Source organism: Stenotrophomonas sp. NPDC078853 (assembly GCF_044901215.1).
GTDB lineage: Bacteria > Pseudomonadota > Gammaproteobacteria > Xanthomonadales > Xanthomonadaceae > Stenotrophomonas > Stenotrophomonas lacuserhaii.
This window is the reverse complement of record NZ_JBJDOQ010000018.1, coordinates 1-15846: the sequence shown is the minus strand read 5'-3', so window position 1 is coordinate 15846 and position 15846 is coordinate 1. Positions and strand designations below refer to the sequence as shown.

The following is a 15846-nucleotide window of genomic DNA, read 5'->3' as shown; positions in this document are numbered from 1 at the left end:
CGGTGCGGAAACAGAAAGGGCGGCCCGTGGGCCGCCCTCGATCACGCATGGATCAGGCGTAGATCAGAACCGCACCGACCAGCGTGCATTGACCCCATGGTCGCGGCTTTCATCGCCGAACTGGCCGTTGTAGCCCAGTTCCAGCTGCTGGCGCGGGCTCAACCACGCCGACAGGCCCAGCTCCGCCACCACCGCGCTGTCGGCGATCGGCGCGCCGCTGACGGCAAAGCTGCTGCCGCCCTCGAAGGCCAGCTGCGCCAGTCCATCGCGGTCACCAGAGGCGCGGCGATAGCCCACCCCGCCCACCAGATGCAGCCACGCGTCCTGCTGGAACGCTGCCTTGAGCCCCTTGTCGAAACGCACGCCGGCGGTGGCCACGGTGGTCGCGGTGTCGGCCACCCGGCCGGTCAATGCGGCTGCACCGCCCTGCTCGCGCACATCGTCCACGTCTACTTCGACACGGGCGAGCTGCAGGTACGGCTCCAGTCCGCCCTGGGTGCCGCCGAAACGGTAACCGGCTTCGATGAAGGCCTGCTTCGTCTTCGCCTCGTAGCTGGCAACCAGCGCGTCGCCGTAGCCGGCGAAGGCCACCTGGCGGCTGCTGTCGATGTCATGCCGGCTGTAACCGAGGCCACCACGCAGACCGAACGCGCCCCAGCTGTGGCCGGCGTACAGGCCCACGTGGGTGTTGTCGATGCGCGCCTTGGCCGAGCGCCCCTGCGCCTGCTTGGTGTCGGTGCGGCCGTTGCCCAGCAGCAGGCCGAGCTGCCAGCCGCCGATGTCACGATCGATGCCGACCAGCAAGCCGCTGGTGTTGGACCGGGTACGTGCCGTGTTGGCATCGCCATCCAGATTGCCGCTGCCGCCGATGGCCTGCACCCACGCACCGGTGGCCTGGCTGCCGTCGTCCTGCGGCGAACGTGCGCCTACCGCACGGCTCAGTGCCGCATCGCGTATGTAACGGCTGCTTTCCACCAGCGCCAGCGGCGTGGCGGCATGCAGTTCACCGCTCAGGCCATCCAACGCCGCACCGACCTGCTGTGGGAACAGCAGGGTCAACGGCTTCGGCAGGCCTTGGTCCACGCCAAGCGCATCAGCCGAACCGGCCACCGCGCGCTGGTTGGCGGTGGTCGCCGCACTGGCCAGCAATTGGCCACGGGTGACCTCGATGTTGATGCCATTGCTGCCGTAGCCCACGCCGAACTGCAGGAACGGCGAGAACGCGCTGAAGTCGGTGGTGGCGAACCGGCCCTGCACCCCGCCATCGGCCTGGATGACGTTGAACTGCTCGCCCAGGTAGTAGATGCCCGCTTCCGGCAGCGCCTTCAGCGTGCCATCCAGCGAGGCGGTACCGCTGACGCGCAGCAGGTCGCTGCTGCCATCCGGCGACAGTTCGGCCAGGTAGACGCCGCTGGCGGTCTGCACGTAATCGCCATCGATGGTCAGCGTGCCGATCGAGTTGCCCGGCGCGATGATGCCGGCCACGCGCGTATCGCCCAGCGTACCGATGCCCTGCAGCAGGCCATTGGCCCCCACCACGGTGGAACCGCCGGTCTGCGTGCCGTTGAATGACAGCATGCCGCCGTTGATCGACAGCGATGCCCCCTCCAGCAGCGCGCCTGCGGCGACCAGCCCGCTGCCGCCGCGAACATCCAGGTCGGTATCCACCAGGCTGCCGTTCAAACGCAGCTGGCCACCCTGCACCACCACCGCATCGGTCAGCGTGTTGACGCCGTCCAGCTCCAGGATGCCTTCGCGCAGCACCACGCCATTGAAGCTGTTGTCACCGCTCAGGCGCAGCCAGCCGCTGCCGGACTTGGTCAGCGCACCGGGGCCGCCGATGTCGTTGGTCCAGTCGTCCCACGCATCGCCTTCCCACACCTTCAGGCCGCCGGCCGCGGTGTTCATGACCACGTGGGTGTCCACCCGCAGCTGGCCATAGCCCTCGATGGCCTTTTCCAGGTTCACCAGGCCCCAGCCGTAGACATCGTCCACGCCTTCGGTGCCCAGGTCGGTGGCGGTGGTCAGCAGCACGTCGCGCACCTGCGCGTTGTCCAGGTACGGGAAACGTTCGAACAGCAGGCCCAGCGCGCCGGTGACGTGCGGGGCCGCCATCGAGGTGCCGCTCATCTGTTCGTAGGTGTAGCTGGGCACGCGCTGCAGTACGTCCAGCAGCACGTTCTGGTTGTCATCGGTGGCCAGCTGGCCTTCCAGTCCTTCCGAACCGTACGAGGTGGAAATGATGTCGCTGCCCGGCGCGGCCAGGCACCAGTTCGCCGCCAGCCCGCAGCGGTGCGACAGGTCGCTCAGCTGCAGGTTCTGGTCGAGGTTCACCACGGCAAGCCAGTACGGTTCGATGTCCGCGAAGGCGCGCGGCAGCGTGGCATACACGCCGGCCAGCGGAGCCTCTTCCGGGCTGGGGTTGTAGGCGGCGGAGTTGCCGGCTGCCCACACCTGGATCATGCCGGCCTGGCGCGAGCCTTCGGCGAAGATATCCAGATAGGCGCGGTCGCCTTCGTGGTTGTAGATCTCATCGAACTGCTCGACGGTCTCCGGCTCGCTGCCCAGGCCCCAGCTGTGGTTGATCGCGCGCACGCCCTGGGCGTTCATCTGCGAATACATGCTGGCGAAGGCATGTTCGCTCGGTCCGACCTGCGGGAACACAGCGCCTTGGCGGTAGTAATTGTCCGATCCCAGGTACCACTCGACATAGCTGTCGAAGAACAGCTTGGCCGCGGCCAGGTCCGCGCCGAAGGCGACGCCATGCATGCCGCTGCCATCGCGGTTGGCGGCGATGGTGCCCGATACATGCGTGCCATGGGTGTTGAAGGTCAGGCCGTACGGCGCACCGGCACCGATCAGGAAGGCGATGTCTTCCTCGGTCAGGCCGTAATCGAAGCCGATGGCCTCCAGCGCCACCACATCACCGTCACTGGCGAAGCAGGCATCCGGCCCCCACAACGCGTTGACGTTGGTGCACGAGGTGCCATCGGGCAGCAGGTCGGCGATGCGGATGCTGCTGTGGTTCTTGCCGGCGAACTCATCGTGCGCCAGGCCACTGCCACTGTCGAACACGCCCAGCCGGATCCCCTGGCCGGTCAAGCCGCGCGCATAGGCGGCATCGGCGTTCATCGCAGCCAGGCCCCAATCCACCTGGAACTCGTCGGTCTGCCAGCTTTCGCGGTTGCCAGCGGTGCCCATTACCGGAGCGGTTTCGGTGGCCGCTGCCAGTGCGGTCGCAGCCGAACGCGCAACGCTGGCCGAAGGCACCGATGCGGCAGCTGCCTGCACGCTGCGCAGCTGCTGGTACCGGTCAAGCTGCGCATCCTGCGGCTGCGCCAGTGCAGGCATCGCGGCAGCCACCAGCAAGGATCCGGCGATGGCCGACGCAAGCAACGAAGGAAGGGGGCGTCGCGACGAAGAAGAAGTACGGAACAACGTGGTACGGATCATGGTTGGATCTATTCCTTGATTACGTGGTTCATCCTGGGTGCGCGCGGCCATTGCAGCTCGCGGCGACCCACACGGCGGACAGCGCTTGGGGCCATCGCTGCCCGAGATTACCGCAAATATGCAGGCGCGCTTTCACCGTCCCGCCGCATACGTTGGCAACGCCAGGCCGAAGGTCACTTGGCAAGCAGGGCGATAGTCCGTTAGCGTCAGCGGCCTGCACCACCATGCTCACGGGGACTCCATGTACAACCTGCGGCGCGCCGGCATCGGCCTGGCGCTGCTGTCGCTGGCCGCTGCGCCGGCCACCGGCGCTTCGCGCTTCATCCAGGATCCGTATCCCAGCACCTACCAGCCGCGCAGCAGCGAGGCCGTGCTGATCCACAACGCCACCGTGCTGACCGGCACCGGGCAGCGCCTGGACGATGCGGACGTGCTGCTGCGCGACGGAAAAGTGGTGGAGGTCGGCCGTGCCCTGCAGGCGGGCAGCGAGGTGCGCCGCATCGACGCGCACGGGCGCTGGGTGACCCCCGGCCTGATCGACGTGCACTCGCACCTGGGCGTGTATCCCAGCCCCGGCGTCAGCGCGCACAGCGATGGCAACGAGATGACCGCGCCGGTGACCGCCAACGTCTGGGCCGAACATTCGGTGTGGCCACAGGATCCCGGTTTCGCCGAGGCGTTGGCCGGCGGGGTGACCAGCATGCAGGTGCTGCCCGGTTCGGCCAACCTGGTCGGCGGCCGCGGCGTGGTGCTCAAGAACGTACCCACCACCACCTACCAGGCGATGAAATTCCCCGGTGCGCCGTGGGGGCTGAAGATGGCCTGCGGCGAGAATCCCAAGCGCGTGTACGGCGGCAAGGGCACCGCACCGGGCACCCGGATGGGCAACGTGGCCGGCTACCGCGCCGCCTTCATCGATGCCAGCGACTACATCGCCAAGAACACCGCCAAGCCGGCCAAGCGCAAGCGCTGGTTCGGCGGCGACAAGGAAGACAGCAGCGGCGACAGCGGCGGCAAGCGCGACCTGAAACTGGACACGCTGGCCGGCGCGATCCAGGGCGACATCCGCGTGCACATCCACTGCTACCGCGCCGACGAGATGGCCACCATGCTCGACCTGGCCGATGAGTTCGGGTTCAGGATCGCCGCGTTCCACCACGGCGTGGAAGCCTACAAGCTGGCCGACCGACTGGCCCAGGAAGGCGTCTGCGGCGCGCTGTGGGCTGACTGGTGGGGCTTCAAGATGGAAGCTTTCGACGGCATCCAGGAGAACATCGCGCTCGTCGATCGCCCTGCCAACAGCTGCGCCATCGTGCATTCGGACTCCCCTGAAGGCATCCAGCGCCTGAACCAGGAAGCGGCCAAGGTGATCGCCGCCGCGCGCCGCGCCGACATGCCGGCGATCGCGCCAGAACGCGCCATCACCTGGATGACCGCCAATGCGGCCAAGGCGCTCGGCATCGAAGGCAAGACCGGCACCCTGGAAGCGGGCAAGAACGCCGACGTGGTGGTGTGGAACGGCAACCCCTTCAGTTCCTATGCGCTGGCCGACCAGGTCTTCATCGACGGTCATCAGTACTACGATCGGGCCGATCCGCGCAGCAAACCGGTGTCTGATTTCCGTCTCGGCCAGGAGGTGCGCTGATGATCGGTGCACGCATCAAGACCGCGCACGCCCTCGCCCTGCTGCTGGGCCTGGCCGCGCTGCCCGCCACCGCGCAGGACCTGTTGATCCGCAACGCGACCGTGCATACCGCCAGCGCGCGCGGCAGCCTGTCCAATGCCGATGTGCTGGTGCGCGGCGGTGTCATCCAGGCGGTAGGCAGCGGCCTTGCCGCACCGGCCGGCGTGGCGGTGGTGGAGGCCCAGGGCCGTCCGCTGACGCCCGCGCTGTTCGGTGGCATCACCGAAATCGGCATCGAGGAAGTATCCGGCGAAGAGAGCACGGTGGACAGCACCCTGACCCTCGGCGAGCAGCCGTTGCGGCCGGAGTTCGACGTCACCCTGGCCTACAACCCGGCCTCGATCCTGGTTCCGGTGGCACGCGTGGAAGGCATCGGCTTCACCGCGCTGGGCGCGCACACCGGCGGCGGCTTCATCGCCGGCCAGGGCGGCGTGATCCGGCTGGATGGCAGTGCCGATCCGATCGGTCCGCGCGCCCTGTACCTGCGGCTGGGATCGGCCGCGGCAGAGCTGACCGGCAAGTCCCGCGCAGCCCAGTGGATGCTGCTGCAGCAGGCCGTCGACGAGGCCCGTGGCCGCCTCGGCAGTGATTCCCCGCATGCCCTGCTGACCCCCGCCGGCCGGCGCACGCTGGCCGATTACCTGGGCGGCAAGGGCCGCATCATCATCGAAGTGGACCGTGCCTCGGACATCCGCCAGCTGCTGCGCTGGTCGGCACGCGAGAAGGTCAAGATCGCCATCGCCGGCGGCGCCGAGGCCTGGCAATTGGCACCCGAACTGGCCCAGGCCCGCGTGCCGGTCTTCGTCGATGCGCTGGGCAACCTGCCGACCACCTTCGACCAGATCGGCGCGACCCTGGAAAATGCCGCCCGCCTGCGCAAGGCCGGAGTGGAGGTCAGCTTCACCCAGGGCGGCGATGCCTCGCACAACGCGCGCAAGGTGCGCCAGCTGGCGGGCAACGCGGTGGCGCATGGCTTGCCGTGGGCCGACGGACTGGCCGGCCTGACCCGGGTACCGGCGCAGGCGCTGGGTGTGGGCGACCGCATCGGCAGCATCGAGCCGGGCAAGCTGGCCGACCTGGTGCTGTGGGGAGGCGATCCACTGGACGTGGCGCATTATGCCGAGCAGGTGTGGCTGGGCGGACGCGCGATGCCGATGCGTTCGCGCCAGACCGAACTGCGCGACCGTTACCTGCCGCGCACGGCGCAGCCCTGACCTGCCCCGGGCCCGGGCCCCAAGGACACCACCCGGCCGGCTGCGGTGCACCGCAGCCGCTGGACACCCGGACGCCGATGGCACGCGCGGAATGGCCAAAAGTGCGATACGTTTCACGCTTATGAAGCGGTAAACGCGCCTGGAGGGGGCCTGCGAATGCGCATCGGAATCGTCGTTGACTCGGCCTGCGACCTGCCGCAGGACTTCATCACCCAGCACAACATCGTCCTGCTGCCGATCACGGTGCGGATCGGCGAAGCCATTCTCGCCGACCATCGCGACGAACAGGCCACGCTCAGCTTCCTGCATGCCCACGTGGCCGAGAACGGCGCGGAGGCGGAGACCATCCCCTTCAGCGTCCAGCAGATCCGCGACCTGTTCCTGCAGCGCCTGGTGATCGATTACGACCATGTGTTCTGCATGACCATCACCAAGACCCGCAGCCCGATCCACGACAACGCGCTGCAGGCCAGCTTCGCCATCCTCAACGACTACAAACCGGTGCGCCAGGCGGCAGGTTTCAATTCGCCGTTCGCGCTGCGGGTGATCGACACCCAGAACCTGTTCGCCGCCCAGGCCGTGACCGCCGTCGAAGCGGTGCGGCTGCGCGACAGCGGCGCCAGCGTGCAGCAGATCCGCGAGCGGCTGGAAGAACTGGCCGGCAACGTGCATGGCTACATGATCACCCGCGACCTGTACTACATGCGCGCCCGCGCCCGCCACAAAGGGGATCGCAGCGTCGGCCTGATCAGCGCCGCGCTGGGCAGTGCACTGGACATCAAGCCGGTGCTGCACGGCTACCGCGGCGAGACCGGCCCGGTGGCCAAGATCAAGGGCTTCGACAACGCGGTGACCAAGCTGTTCGAGGTGGTCGGCCAGCGCGTACGCGCCGGGTTGATGACCCCGGCGGTATGCCTGAGCTACGGCGGCGAACTGGACGAACTGCGCGACCTGCCCGGCTACGATGCGCTGCGCCAGGTCTGCAGCGACCACGGCGTGGCGGTGCTGGAAACGGTGATGAGCCTGACCGGCATGGTCAACGTGGGCAAGGGGGCATTGACGGTCGGTTTCGCCGATGGACCGCACCGCTTCGAATGAGTAGCCTGCGGCGGTCCTGCACGCACCGTGCACCGGCCGCCTGCAACGCTTGCACCCTTGAACGGAGATGCCAATGACCACGTACTACATCAGCCTGCCGGACCCGGCCAAGGCCCGCGGCAGCGATGCCGAACTTGCTTTCACCGCCCATGGTGCCGAGGGCTTCGCCGAGCAACTCCAGGCTGCCCTGGCCAACCCGACGCTGTTCGAGAAGTGGAAGGCCAAGCAGTCCGATCCGGACGCGGTGCCCGAACAGTGGGGCGTCACCGACCCTGCCGCCAGCGTGACCGGCAGCCAGGACGACCTGCAGATCAAGCTTGAAGCCCGCACCACGATCAAGGGCGAGATCCTGAAGGAACGCCTGCGCCTGCTCGCCGGCCCGCACTGGACCCTGCACGACGTCCGCTCGTAACGCCGCGCCAGGCCCGGCGTCTTCCGCAGGAAGGGGCAGGTGGCCGCCGGGTCAGGAAGGTGCGAAAATCACCCCCCTTTCAGGCCCGCCGTTGGCGCCGGCCGTCCCACCGAGGTTATGTGAAGACCCCCCAAGGCCTGCAGGCGCTGATCGACGACGGCGTGATCGATGAAGTGCTGCGCCCACTGAAGAGTGGCAAGGAAGCGGCTGTGTACGTGGTACGCAGCGGTGACGATGTGCGTTGCGCGAAGGTTTACAAGGACATGGCACAGCGCAGCTTCCAGCAGCGCGTGCAGTACCAGGAAGGCCGCAAGGTGCGTGGCAGCCGCGAAGCCCGTGCCGTGGGCAAGGCCAGCAAGTACGGCCGCAAGCAGCAGGAAACCGCCTGGAAGAACACCGAAGTGGACGCGCTGTACCAGCTGCGCGACGCCGGTGTCCGCGTCCCCGAGCCGCATGGCTACTATCACGGCGTGCTGGTGATGGAACTGGTCACCGATGCCGAGGGCTTCTCCGCCCCGCGCTTGGGCGAAGTGGAACTGGCGCCGGACCAGGCACGCGATTACCACCAGGTGCTGGTACGCCAGGTCGTGCGCATGCTGTGCTGCGGCCTGATCCACGGCGATCTGTCACCGTACAACGTGCTGGTGGACCCGCAGGGCCCGGTGGTGATCGATTTCCCGCAGGTGGTCAGTGCCGCAGGCAACAATGCCGCGCGCAGCATGCTGCTGCGCGACGTCAACAATCTCACCGCCTACCTGGGGCGCTTTGCCCCGGAGCTGCTCGACACCTGGTACGGCGAAGAGATGTGGGCGCTGTTCGAAGCCGGTGACCTGCTGCCCGATTCGCCGCTGACCGGCACCTTCGTCCACGATGAAACCACCATCGACCTGGACAGTGTCCGCCACGCCATCAACGATGCACGCGAAGAAGCGCTGATCCGCCAGCAGGGTCGTGAAGCCGCCGAAGAAAACGACGACTGACCAGGAAGCTCATACTCTGTCCCGTAGCGCCGAGCCATGCCCGGCGCTACCCGATCACAGCGCCTTGGCGTGGTGCGCGATGTGATCACCGATGAAGCTGGCGATGAAGTAATAACTGTGGTCGTAACCGGGTTGCAGGCGCAGCTGCAGCGGATGGTCGGCCGCTTCGCAGGCCGCCTGCAGGCGCTGCGGCTGCAATTGCCCGCCGAGGAACTCATCGGCGTCGCCCTGGTCCACCAGCAGCGGCAGACGCTCGGTCGCGGTGGCCACCAGTTCGGTGGCATCCCACTGCGCCCACGCGCTGCGATCGGTGCCCAGGTAGGCGCTGAACGCCTTCTCGCCCCATGGCACCTGGCTGGGCGCCACGATCGGTGAGAACGCCGATACGCTGCGGTAGCGGCCAGGATTGCGCAGTGCCAGCACCAGCGCGCCGTGACCGCCCATCGAATGGCCGCTGATGCCGCGCACATCGCTTGCCGGGAAATGCGCTTCGATCAGCGCCGGCAGCTCCTCCACGATGTAGTCGTGCATGCGGTAGTGGCGCGCCCACGGTTCCTGCGTGGCATTGAGGTAGAACCCCGCGCCCTTGCCCAGGTCGTAGCCTTCCGCATCGGCCACCTCATCGCCGCGCGGACTGGTGTCCGGCGCGACCAGGATGATGCCGTGCTCGGCGGCGTAGCGCTGTGCACCGGCCTTGGTGATGAAGTTCTGCTCGTTGCAGGTCAGCCCACTCAGCCAGTACAGCACCGGCAGCTTCTGCGTGGCGGCCTGCGGTGGCAGGTAGACCGCGAATTTCATCTCGCAGTCCAGCACCTCCGAACGGTGCTGGTAGACGTCCTGCCAGCCGCCGGAACAGGCGCGGTGTTCAATGCGTTGCATGCTGTGGCCCCCGATCAGAAGTGCACGACCGAACGGATCGACTTGCCTTCATGCATCAGGTCGAAGGCTTCGTTGATCTTTTCCAGTTCCATGGTGTGGGTGACGAACGGCGCCAGTTCGATATCGCCCTTCATCGCATCTTCGACCATGCCCGGCAGCTGGCTGCGTCCCTTCACCCCGCCGAACGCGCTGCCCTTCCAGGTACGGCCGGTGACCAGCTGGAACGGACGGGTCGAGATCTCCTTGCCGGCGCCGGCCACGCCGATCACCACCGACTGGCCCCAGCCACGGTGCGCGCATTCCAGTGCAGCGCGCATCACGTTGACGTTGCCGATGCACTCGAAGCTGTGGTCCACGCCCCAGCCGGTCATTTCCACGACCACCTGCTGGATCGGCGCCTCGTGCTCGCTCGGGTTGACGCAGTCGGTGGCACCGAACTCACGCGCCAGTTCGAACTTGGACGGGTTGGTGTCGATGGCGATGATGCGCCCGGCCTTGGCCTGGCGTGCGCCCTGGATCACCGCCAGGCCGATGCCGCCCAGCCCGAATACCGCCACGCTGTCGCCTTCCTGCACTTTGGCGGTGTTGTGTACCGCGCCGATGCCGGTGGTGACGCCGCAGCCGAGCAGGCAGACGTGTTCCGGATTGGCATCCGGGTTGATCCTGGCCAGCGATACTTCGGCCACTACGGTGTATTCGCTGAAGGTCGAGCAGCCCATGTAGTGGTAGATCGGCTCGCCGTTGTAGCTGAAGCGGGTGGTGCCATCGGGCATCACGCCCTTGCCCTGCGTGGCCCGCACGGCCACGCACAGGTTGGTCTTGCCACTCTTGCAGAACAGGCATTCACCGCACTCGGCGGTGTACAGCGGGATCACGTGGTCGCCCGGCTGCACGCTGGTCACGCCCTCGCCCACTTCCACCACGATGCCGGCGCCTTCATGGCCCAGCACGGCCGGGAACAAGCCTTCCGGGTCATCACCGGACAGGGTGAACGCATCGGTGTGGCAGACGCCGGTGTGGGTGATCTTGACCAGCACCTCGCCCTTCTTCGGCGGGGCGACGTCGATCTCGACGATCTTCAGTGGCTGGCCAGGACCAAAGGCTACGGCGGCGCGGGACTTCATGGTGGGTTCTCCAGGGGACGGGCAAGGACAAGGGTAGGCAGGCGCGTGTTGCGCGCGTGTTGACGAGCGCCCGCACGCGGCGGGCACGGTTCATTTCAGGTAGGAACGGATCAGCGCGCCCATGTCGCGCACGCGCTCGGCACGCTGCGCGTCGGACGCTGCAGGCTGGCCGAATTCCTCGCGCAGGTGCGCTTCCATGACCTCGGACATCAGCCCGTTCACCGCACCGCGGATGGCCGCGATCTGCTGCAGCACCGGGCCGCAGTCCGCGCCGGATTCCAGCGCGCGGTCCAGTGCATCGCACTGGCCGCGAATGCGCCGCACGCGGGCCAGGACCTTCTTCTTTTCTTCAGCGGAATGCGGCATCGGGCAGCGGCCATGGAACTATACTGGGGGACAGTATACGGGTGACCGCCGTGGCGGTCCAGCCCACGTCATGGCGGGATCACCGCAGACCCGCCGCCAGTTCCCGCACCAGCACCTCCAGGTGCACGAAATACTGCGTGATGGGGTTGTTCGCCTCCCCTGCAGCCTCGGCACGCAGCAGGAAGGGATTCATCAGCGAGTGGCGCAGGATGGACAGGCTGCCAAAGCTGCCGGCCTCGCCCCCGTCCAGGCCGAGCTGGCGCAGGATGCGCCGCATGTCCCGCCTGCCCACTGCCTGCTCGCGCAGACTGGTGCTGGAAGCGAGGAAGGCCGGACAGCGGCCATTTCCCAACGGATCAGGCCTGAGCCGATCATGCAGCTGCTGCACGAATCGGCTGGCCGCATCGATGCAGCGATTGCCCTGCGGGTTCAACGCAAGGCACACCAGGTTGCTGTCCGGCTCGCACGGCACCAGCACTTCGGCCACGTCGCGAACGCGTTCGGCGAAGTCCGTCACCTGGTCCGTGAAAAATTCGGGGGCCAGCAGGGTGCGACGGGCCAGCACGCCGAAATGGGCATGGTCCAGCGGCAGTACGCGCTGGCTGACGTAGGCCGCCGCAGCCATCGCGCCCGGTCGCGAGCCCTCCGGGGTGAACTGCCCCACGCGCGCGTACTGACCGATGTAGCCGGCCGCGGGATCGCCGGCGAACACGTAGTCGGCCTGTTCGGCCAGCAAGGGCATCGCGCGGTTGTCACGGCAGACGAAGGCGCCTGCGCCGCATGCCAGGTACCCCAGTTTGTGCGGATCCACGGTGGCCGAATCTGCCCGGGCCAGGCCCTCGAACGCGCGGTAGACATAGGGCTGCGGGAAGTCGCGATACTCTGCGCGCATTTCCTGCAACGACCGCAACGCCCCGCTTTCATGGCGGAATACGCTGGCAAGATAGCCGCCCCATGCCGCATCCACGTGCACGCTGAGGCCCAGCCCTGCCCGGGTCGAGCGATCACGGGCATCGCATATCGCCTCCACCGGGTCGATGCTGCCGTACTCGGTGCTGCCCAGCACGGCCACGACCATCAACACCGGCTGGCGCGTACGCGCGCAGTCGCGCAGCGCTTCGTCCAGGGCCTCGATGTCCAGTCGCATGCCCTGGGTGCGCAGCAGCCGCAGTTGTGCCTTGCCCAGGCCGACCAGCTTCATGCCCTTGTTCCAGGAATAATGCACGGTCGACGATGCCAGCACCTGCGGAACGCGAAGCGTGGGATGGCGGGCGAAGAATTCGTTCAGGCCCAGTGTTTCGACCTGCTGCCCAGTGACCCGGGCACGCCACCGCTGGCGGTCAGCGGGCGGAAGCGCGGCAATCCACGCCTGCCATTGCTGGAACAGCGCGATGCCGGCGTCGGGACCGCAGTTGAACGCCGCGTCGTCATCCTCCGGCAGGGGAATGTCCGGCACCTTGGCAGCACGCAGCGCCACCGGCCAGGCCTTCAGTGACATGGCCAGGCGCAGCGCCTGGTAGTTGGCGGTGGTGCCGCCGGAGGTCAGGTGGCCGAAGGCACAATCCGGCTGCCTGACATCGTCGGGCCAGCCGAGCATGCGGGCCAGTTGCAGGCCAACCTCCATTTCCATGCGCATGGTGACCGCGCCGGAGTCGGTGTTGATGTTGTTGGGGTCGTAGGGCAGCGTCAGCATCTGCGCCAACAGGCCGGGCAGCAGCAGGTCCGATGACATGTGGCCGATGTAGCGTGGGCTGTGGAAAGGCACTGAATCCTTCAGTGCATGGGACAGTGCGCTGAGTTCTTCCAACATGCGCTGCTGCAGCTGACGGTATTTCGGCGAGGCCGCGCGCGGGGCCGGCACGGGCCCGTCGCCCTGCGGGTGCAGGCTTCGACGCCACTCGACATGATCGCGGAAGAAGTCGTAGAGCAGCTCCTGGATGAACCCGTCGTTGTCGGCGAAGGGCCCGAGAAAGCACGCAGCCATGGGATCCTGCAACGACTGCAGCGCTGAGCAGGTGGGAAGATCAGGGGCGGGAGCGGGCCACGCCTGGGTAAGGACGGCGGGATTGGAAGCGCGTGATTGCATGCGGGTATACACCTTGGCCATGGCAGGAAAGTGCTGCCGCGGCAACGTCGGCGGTTGGCGCCTGCTTCATGGCGGGTGCGCGTGCAGCAGCCCGATCCTGCGTTGCCCGGTCCATGGCGATTGCAGGGAATCTGCCCGATAGGGCATCGGGTTTTCCGACAATGGGCCGTTTGCGGTTGTACCCGTCATCGGGTGCGCGGCAGTGCCCCGCGCGTGCCCGTCATGCAGATGACCGGCGCAGGCTCGGATCCGGATGCAGACGGCGCGCAGGCGCCATTCACGCCACGCGCAGCAGGTCCACGAACGCGCGCAGCGCCGAGGTCATCTGCCGCTGCCGCGGGTAATACAGCACGAACCCCGGGAACGGCGGACTCCAGTCTTCCAGCATGCTGACCAGCTGCCCGGACGCCAGCCACGGACGCGCGGCGTCTTCCAGCACGTAGGCAATGCCCAACCCGTCCAGCACGGCGCGCACGATGGTGGTCTGCTCGCTCAAGGTGATCCGGCCCTGGACGTCGATCTCCAGCGTTTCATCGCCGCGTTCGAACTGCCATTTGTACAGATGACCGCTGGCGAAGCGGAAGCGGACGCACTGGTGGCGCAGCAGGTCCCGCGGGTGCTGCGGGGTTTCGTGGCGGGCCAGGTAGGCGGGCGAGGCCACGATCATGCCGCGCAGGGCCGGCCCCAGCGGAACGGCCACCATGTCTTCGGGCACGAACTCGTGCAGGCGCACGCCCGCATCGAAACCCTCGGCGACGATGTCCACCAGCCCGTCGTTTTCGGTCACCTCGATGCGCACGTCCGGGTGCGCGCGCAGGAAATCGACCAGCCGCGGACTGAGCTGGGTCGGCACGGCGGCGCGGGCCGCGTTGATGCGCAGCAACCCTGCCGGCGTGGCGCGGAACTGGTTCATTTCCTCCAGTGCGTCGCTTACCTGCCCCAGTGCCGGCTGCAGCCGCTCCATCAGCCGCTGGCCGGCCTCGGTCAGCGAGACGCTGCGCGTGGTGCGGTGGAACAGGCCTACCCCCAGCCGTTCTTCCAGCGCACGGATGGCATAGCTGACCGCCGACGTGGACAGCGCCAGTTCGGCAGCGGCGCGGCGGAAGCTGCGATGACGCGCCACGGCGGCAAACGCCGCGAGATGGGTGAGGTTATCGGTCGCCATTATCCTGTCCGCCTTGATGAATCATCCCGATCAACGGCCTATGTGGGGCGTCGCCGCGGGCGTATTGTAAAGCGCCTTTCCATAAACCCTGCCAAGGATTCCCCCATGTCCCTCGCCAAAGCCTATGCCGCGCATTCCAACACGGCGCCGCTGGTTCCGTTCACCTTCGAGCGTCGCGCCGTCGGCGCCGGCGATGTCCGCATCGAGATCCTGTACAGCGGCATCTGCCATTCGGACCTGCACCAGGCCCGCGATGACTGGGGCGGCGCAAAGTACCCGATGGTTCCCGGCCACGAGATCATCGGCAAGGTGGTCGAAGTCGGCGCCGAGGTCACCACGCTGAAGGTCGGCGACTTCGCCGGCGTCGGCTGCATGGTCGATTCCTGCCGCCATTGCGAAGCCTGCAGCCACGACCTCGAGCAGTACTGCGCCGAAGGCGCGACGTTCACCTACAACGGCACTGACCGGCATACCGGCGAAACAACGCAGGGCGGCTACTCCGACCACATCGTGGTGGAGCAGCGCTTCGTGGTGAAAGTCTCCGGGACGCTGGACCTGAAGGCCGCCGCGCCACTGCTGTGCGCCGGCATCACCACCTATTCGCCGCTGAAGCACTTCAAGGTCGGCCCGGGCCAGAAGGTTGGCGTGATCGGGCTGGGCGGGCTGGGCCACATGGGCGTGAAGTTCGCCAAGGCCCTCGGTGCGCACGTGGTGATGATCACCACCACCCCGGAAAAGGGCGCCGATGCCACCCGCCTGGGCGCCGATGAGGTGCTGGTGTCGCGCGATCCGGAGCAGATGAAGGCCCACGCGGGCAGCTTCGACTTCCTGCTCAACACCATCCCGGTCGGCCATGACACCAATCCATACATGGGCCTGCTCAAGCGCGATGCCACGATGTGCCTGGTGGGCGTGCTGACCGAACTCGACCCGCCGCTGACCGGCGTGAGCGTGATCTTCGGCCGCAAGCACCTGACTGGATCGGCGATCGGCGGAATGGCCGAAACCCAGGAAATGATGGATTTCTGTGCCGAGCACGGCATCGTCAGCGACGTGGAAGTGATCAACATCCAGGACGTCAACGAAGCGTGGGAGCGCATGGCGAAGAATGACGTGCGCTACCGCTTCGTGATCGACATGGCCTCGATCAAGGGCTGATCAGGCAGGCGAACGGCGCGGCCCCTCGTGGTGGGTCGCGTCAAGCCTGATCTCTGGTGTGGGCCGGGCGATGGGCTTGGTCGGGGGACGGCAAAAGCCGCATCCTGCGGGCCTCGTTTCGCGGGTTCACGACATCGCATTCGCGCTGCCGCTCCCACGCTTTGCTGCGCAAACCGCGGGCCCCGTCTCACCAACACCCACACCCCGCCGCTTCGCGGCCGCCCCTG

General features: G+C 67.3%; 12 protein-coding genes. 6 read left to right on the top strand and 6 right to left on the bottom strand.

Annotated features, from left to right (window positions below; translation table 11 throughout):
* Nucleotides 1–63 precede the first annotated feature (63 nt).
* Complete coding sequence (locus ACI2JH_RS16240; RefSeq protein ID WP_404736709.1) at nucleotides 64–3453, bottom strand: autotransporter domain-containing protein; 3390 nt, start codon at nucleotides 3451–3453, stop codon at nucleotides 64–66.
* A 241-nt stretch (nucleotides 3454–3694) separates the two neighbouring features.
* Here ACI2JH_RS16240 and ACI2JH_RS16235 point away from each other — a divergent pair, with 241 nt between their 5' ends.
* The 5 genes from ACI2JH_RS16235 (at nucleotide 3695) to ACI2JH_RS16215 (ending at nucleotide 8841) form a co-directional block, all read left to right on the top strand.
* Nucleotides 3695–5098 carry an amidohydrolase gene (locus ACI2JH_RS16235; protein ID WP_404736708.1) on the top strand — a complete coding sequence of 468 codons (1404 nt, stop codon included), beginning with the start codon at nucleotides 3695–3697 and terminating at the stop codon, nucleotides 5096–5098.
* Nucleotides 5098–6351 carry an amidohydrolase family protein gene (locus tag ACI2JH_RS16230; protein ID WP_404736707.1) on the top strand — a complete coding sequence of 418 codons (1254 nt, stop codon included), beginning with the start codon at nucleotides 5098–5100 and terminating at the stop codon, nucleotides 6349–6351. The genes ACI2JH_RS16235 and ACI2JH_RS16230 overlap by 1 nt, the downstream gene beginning before the upstream one ends.
* A gap of 156 nt (nucleotides 6352–6507) precedes the next feature.
* Nucleotides 6508–7449, top strand: coding sequence for a DegV family protein (locus ACI2JH_RS16225; RefSeq protein ID WP_404736706.1), 942 nt, complete (start codon nucleotides 6508–6510; stop codon nucleotides 7447–7449).
* Between the two features lie 67 nt (nucleotides 7450–7516).
* Nucleotides 7517–7861 (top strand): hypothetical protein, encoded by a 345-nt coding sequence (locus ACI2JH_RS16220; protein ID WP_182657706.1) that lies wholly within the window; start codon nucleotides 7517–7519, stop codon nucleotides 7859–7861.
* A 119-nt stretch (nucleotides 7862–7980) separates the two neighbouring features.
* Nucleotides 7981–8841 carry a PA4780 family RIO1-like protein kinase gene (locus ACI2JH_RS16215; protein ID WP_101098957.1) on the top strand — a complete coding sequence of 287 codons (861 nt, stop codon included), beginning with the start codon at nucleotides 7981–7983 and terminating at the stop codon, nucleotides 8839–8841.
* A gap of 54 nt (nucleotides 8842–8895) precedes the next feature.
* Here the strand turns inward: ACI2JH_RS16215 and fghA are convergent, their stop codons facing one another.
* From fghA to ACI2JH_RS16190, 5 genes are all read right to left on the bottom strand, one after another.
* On the bottom strand, nucleotides 8896–9720 hold the full coding sequence (gene fghA, locus ACI2JH_RS16210) for an S-formylglutathione hydrolase (RefSeq protein WP_404736705.1): 825 nt from the start codon (nucleotides 9718–9720) through the stop codon (nucleotides 8896–8898).
* Nucleotides 9721–9734: 14 nt separating this feature from the next.
* Nucleotides 9735–10844 (bottom strand): S-(hydroxymethyl)glutathione dehydrogenase/class III alcohol dehydrogenase, encoded by a 1110-nt coding sequence (locus ACI2JH_RS16205; protein ID WP_101098955.1) that lies wholly within the window; start codon nucleotides 10842–10844, stop codon nucleotides 9735–9737.
* A 90-nt stretch (nucleotides 10845–10934) separates the two neighbouring features.
* Nucleotides 10935–11210, bottom strand: a complete 276-nt coding sequence (locus ACI2JH_RS16200; RefSeq protein ID WP_042613675.1) for a metal/formaldehyde-sensitive transcriptional repressor — start codon at nucleotides 11208–11210, stop codon at nucleotides 10935–10937.
* A gap of 79 nt (nucleotides 11211–11289) precedes the next feature.
* Nucleotides 11290–13194, bottom strand: coding sequence for a pyridoxal phosphate-dependent decarboxylase family protein (locus tag ACI2JH_RS16195; RefSeq protein WP_404736704.1), 1905 nt, complete (start codon nucleotides 13192–13194; stop codon nucleotides 11290–11292).
* 379 nt (nucleotides 13195–13573) lie between these two features.
* Entirely contained in the window at nucleotides 13574–14461 is an 888-nt protein-coding gene (locus tag ACI2JH_RS16190) for a LysR family transcriptional regulator (protein ID WP_404736703.1), read from the bottom strand.
* A 105-nt stretch (nucleotides 14462–14566) separates the two neighbouring features.
* Here ACI2JH_RS16190 and ACI2JH_RS16185 point away from each other — a divergent pair, with 105 nt between their 5' ends.
* Complete coding sequence (locus ACI2JH_RS16185) at nucleotides 14567–15619, top strand: NAD(P)-dependent alcohol dehydrogenase (protein ID WP_101098951.1); 1053 nt, start codon at nucleotides 14567–14569, stop codon at nucleotides 15617–15619.
* Nucleotides 15620–15846 lie beyond the last annotated feature (227 nt).